The sequence below is a fragment of the Providencia sp. PROV261 genome (assembly GCF_028477945.1).
GTDB lineage: Bacteria > Pseudomonadota > Gammaproteobacteria > Enterobacterales > Enterobacteriaceae > Providencia > Providencia stuartii.
The window spans coordinates 1-4,456 of sequence record NZ_JAMPMC010000071.1 but is presented as its reverse complement, the minus strand read 5'-3'; the positions used below and the strand labels follow the sequence as shown (position 1 = coordinate 4,456).

4 protein-coding genes are annotated in these 4,456 nt (G+C 34.2%); 3 read left to right on the top strand and 1 reads right to left on the bottom strand.

Features of this window, described 5'->3' with window-relative positions; translation table 11 throughout:
- Positions 1–263: 263 nt before the first annotated feature.
- From PR675_RS20350 to PR675_RS20340, 3 genes are all read left to right on the top strand, one after another.
- Positions 264–482 carry a DUF465 domain-containing protein gene (locus PR675_RS20350; protein ID WP_004921673.1) on the top strand — a complete coding sequence of 73 codons (219 nt, stop codon included), beginning with the start codon at positions 264–266 and terminating at the stop codon, positions 480–482.
- 233 nt (positions 483–715) lie between these two features.
- Positions 716–1,075 (top strand): nitrous oxide-stimulated promoter family protein, encoded by a 360-nt coding sequence (locus PR675_RS20345; RefSeq protein WP_004921676.1) that lies wholly within the window; start codon positions 716–718, stop codon positions 1,073–1,075.
- A gap of 931 nt (positions 1,076–2,006) precedes the next feature.
- The gene (locus PR675_RS20340) at positions 2,007–2,831 is read left to right on the top strand and encodes a helix-turn-helix transcriptional regulator (protein ID WP_004921678.1); all 825 of its coding nucleotides are present in this window, start codon (positions 2,007–2,009) and stop codon (positions 2,829–2,831) included.
- Between the two features lie 276 nt (positions 2,832–3,107).
- Here PR675_RS20340 and PR675_RS20335 read toward each other — a convergent pair.
- Positions 3,108–4,456 (bottom strand): hypothetical protein (locus PR675_RS20335; RefSeq protein WP_272582961.1); only part of this gene is annotated, 1,349 nt, incomplete at its 5' end.

The following is a 4,456-nucleotide window of genomic DNA, read 5'->3' as shown; positions in this document are numbered from 1 at the left end:
CCTATCAAATGCAATCATATTAATAAAAAATAGAAATCTTTTTACCTAGAGTAAGTGAAAAATACTACAATTTACACCATGGATAATTCTTAATTTCAAAAATAAGAAAATATAACTATCTAATTCAATCCCATCATAGCTAATTTTAGTAGAATGATCATAAATTTGATAAAAACTATGTAAATTCTTCTCTGTTTTAATGCATAAATAATAGACAGTGCTTATACTGGAGATGAGGCTTAAATACATTCTGAGGAGGTACTATGTTATCTACAGAGCAAGATTTAGTTTCAAAGTTAATATCTACTCATCCCCGCTTCCAAAATCTTTATGAAAAACATCATCAGCTCGATAAAGAGATCAGCAAATTAGAAGGCCCTTCCGGTGCTGGTTATAATGAGCATGTTGCTAAGCTTAAAAAAGAAAAATTGCATATAAAAGACGAAATGCAAAAAATAATGCAATCGGCAAATAAAGGTTAATATTCAATTTACTAGGCTAAATAAGTAAGTTTTTATCTTGTTTTTGGTTTAGTTAAACCTTAATTAACAATTTATATTACTCATTTTCTAGTTAATTTTATCTTATTGTTTATTATGGCATAAGTCGTTACTTATGCCATTTTCGGTTTATCTTCTTATCATGCCGACTTTCTATTCCCTTCAATAACATGTATATTAAATACAATTTATTGTAGATAGATTGAGGTGCACAGATGGTTGGGAAACGTATCCAGCGGGAAATAAAAACTATCGAAAAAATGATCCAACTCTACGAAAAGGCACATCCTGCACCGGCTGATTCGCCAGAACAATATAAAAAGCTCTATGCCTATGCAATTAATCGGCTCGAAAAATGCCGTTATGGAGAGCAAAAGCCTGCTTGTAAACAATGCCCAATACATTGTTACCAGCCAAAAATGCGAGAACAAATGAAAATAGTAATGCGCTGGGCTGGGCCAAAAATGTTACTCCATCACCCCATCTTAGCCATCAGACATTTACTTGATGACCGAAAGCCAGTTCCTGAACTCCCTGAAAGAAAACGTAATAGAAATTCATCCACAGATAATTAACCACTAGATAACTTTTTATTTACATTGTGATATTCGCTGGGTTTATTAGTTTGCTAAAATATATTGATAATGAGTGTGATGATAATAAAAGAAACAATCATTAAATAATCTTAAAAGCCCCCTTTCTTAACGCCAACTGTTGCCCTATCAATTTATGGCATGCTAATTGTCATTTATCGCTTAGCCCCCTAAACACTTGTAAATCTTTTTTAACTCGTCAATAGGTTGCTTCCTCGACAGAGCTTATATCCATTTCGTTTGAGTGACGTTTCTCTAAAAATTAGTACCCCATGATAACTAATAATCAAAATCTATGTTTATAGAACTATCAAAAACCATACTTTTAGAAAATATGTTTAATAAATGAGATTTCTATCTCAAATATTGTGTGATTTATGTTATTACGACAAATATTTATTATCGTTACATGTAACAAAATTAATTGATAACATGGCTAACAGATAAAAACATAAAATTTATTTATCAGTACTATATTTTCCGATATTAATAACAATAAAAGCTATCACTATATTTTCCTCCTAATATACAGAAAAAGGTGGCTTACCCCATCTAGATCAAAAAACACCAGAATTGAATAAAACCATTAGATTACTTTTTATGCTACTAAAAACCATTTATCAGTATTAATCACTATACAAAAACAACTAACTAGTTATAAATAACTAAAAAACATCTCTAACAATACTTTTTTCGAGCAAAAAAAGATATTAATTCGGAAAATTAGCATTTGGAAACATTTATTAATATTTAGAATTAATCTGTGACACAAAAAAGGCTGATTTATATAATTTTGATCAATCAGATAAAGATGAATTTATTGTTCATCTAATAAATAGATAAAGGAATTCAACCTTAACTTTACATTAACAAATTCAACATTTAATTAAAAAATTAACACTCAGGATGCGTTATGCAAAATGATAGCAATGTAACTAACCGTCGTATAAAAAGAGTCTTGGTTAATAAAGAGAACCCGTATTCTATTATCGACCAACCTACAAAAGGATTAATTATTATTGAAAAGGGCAGCTTGATATGGGAAAGCCCTACATCAATAGAAACACTACACTGTGGTGATATTCTTTATCACAAACAAGGTTCATATGCTTTAAAAAGCACGGATGATGAGTCAGATTGTGAATTTCTTTGGATATCCTTAGAAGATCAATTTTTACGAGAGTTCATTAATCTTTATGGCAGCCAATTGAGTGAAATTGAACGTACAGAAACCAATAGCTATGATGTGATTAGGTTTACTACATCAACACTCATTGATGAATTAAAAAATAGCTTTAAAGCCATCGTTGACCAACAATACCCTAGATTACTGGTGACATTACGTATATCTGAGTTTCTTTTATTGCTTTCTTATAGTGAACAAGGCTCAAAGCTGCTGGCTAATTTAAGACAACTGAGTAATCGACAAGCAGAACGATTACAGAATTTCATGGAAAATAACTTTTTAAAAGAGTGGAAGCTGGCTGATTTTGCGAAAACATTCGGTATGGGCTTAACAACTTTTAAAGAACTATTTAATGCGGTTTATTCAACTTCACCACGTTCATGGATCAGCGAAAAAAGAATTATGTATGCACATCAATTGCTTGTAAATACTCAAATGAGTATCGTTGAAATATCAATGGAAGCAGGCTTTTCAAGTCAATCTTATTTTACACAAAGCTATCGTAAGCGTTTTGGGTATACGCCAAGTAAATCAAGATCACCGACTCACTGATGTGATGATTTAGATTATTTCTAAAAAATACATTTGCCCTGTCAGTTATAGATATGTGTGCATTGCCCTATATACTGACAGAAAGGCAGATAATAATTAGCTAAACGCCTGCCCTTCCCTAACTGAATTGCTCTCAATTCGATGGTTCTAATCTCTATTTCAGTGGTTTTTCAATAATGGATAACGGAAAAAATTTCAGTACTTATGCAGGGACGATAACAAAAAAGGCCGTTTACTAAATTAGTAAAACGGCCTTTTTTAACTTTTTGATTATGGTTATTTAGCGCTGATAATTTTCAAATCAATAATCGACATTGAGTTTGGCGGAATGACCCCAGGTATTCCATCGACACCATAACCACCTTCTGGCTTAATATAAACCTTAACCATACCCCCTTCTCCCGCTTTCTCAACAAAGGAGTTCAACGGTGCGGGTAGTTCACTATAAGGCAATGTGACAGGCTCTTGATCCTTATACAGTACCGTCAGAGTTCCATCAGTAAGCTGTTCTCGCATAATAAATGTGATATTTTTCTTCTGCACATTGGTAATTGGCTTACCTTTTTGCAGGATTTTATAATACGTAAAGCTATCAAGCTTACTGTATTTCTGCTTAGTGATTTCCTCAATTATACGTTGATTACGCTTTGCATTCGCTTGAGCAATTGCCTTTAGCTCTTTTTGAGACAGTTGCTTTTTAGGTGCTCCCATAATCGATGTAGAGCCACTCGGCGCTATTTTCGCTTTTAACTTGTCATTTTCATCTTGAAGCTGCATGACTTTTTTATTTAACTCCATGATCTGAGCTTTAAGCGCTTCATTCGAAGTTAATGACATTTGCTGCTTCAATTCAGCTTCTAGTTTCTTCAATTGATCTTTAGCTGTTGCTAACTCTTTTTGCAAATTAGCACTGTCAGCTAACTGTTTTTTCAGTTTTTCTAACTCAGTATTCTGAGATTGATATTTATTATCAATTCCTTTTAGCTTCTCAGCATCCAGTTTTAATGCACTGATTTGTTTGTTCGCCTCGACTAACTGTTTATCAATCTCAGCCGCTTTTTTCTCTTTAGTCGTAATATCAGTTTCAAGGCGTTTAATTTGTTGCTCACGCTCTTTAGCTTGTTTTTCAACTTCCGCTTTTTGTGCTTGTAACTGTTTTTGAGCAGCTTTCAATTCAGCTTCTAATGCTTTATGTTGCTCAGTCTGCGCGGTTTGTGCCGTCAACACGGTTTGCAGTTTCGCGGCCTGCTGCTCGTTATCTTTTAACTGCGCTTGTAGCTGCTTATTCTGCTCGGCTAACTGTTTCGCTACGGCCTGTTGCTTCGCCAGCGCTTCGCGTGTCGCTCGGCTATCTTCTTCCGCTTTCTTCAGTACCGCTTCTTGCAATTTTAATAGCGATACTTGCTGAGTAAGCTCAACCGTTAATGATTTCACTTGCTGATCCGACGCTTGCGTCATTAGCTGCTTCTGCTTCTCAATCTCTTTTTGTAACTGAGCGATATCAGTATTCGCTTTTTTCAGTTGAGCCTGAGCGGTAGTGAAGCCTTCTTCTTGCTGCGTTAATTTCGCTTGTAGCTGCTGCTGGGCTTTCTGACTTGCTTCATATTGCTTCGCTAATGCCGTTT

What these genes read in the sequence shown, in the direction of transcription:
- PR675_RS20345 (WP_004921676.1), top strand. Translation starts at nt 716, where the DNA reads ATGGTTGGGAAACGTATCCAGCGGGAAATAAAAACTATCGAAAAAATG.
- PR675_RS20350 (WP_004921673.1), top strand. Translation starts at nt 264, where the DNA reads ATGTTATCTACAGAGCAAGATTTAGTTTCAAAGTTAATATCTACTCAT.
- PR675_RS20340 (WP_004921678.1), top strand. Translation starts at nt 2,007, where the DNA reads ATGCAAAATGATAGCAATGTAACTAACCGTCGTATAAAAAGAGTCTTG.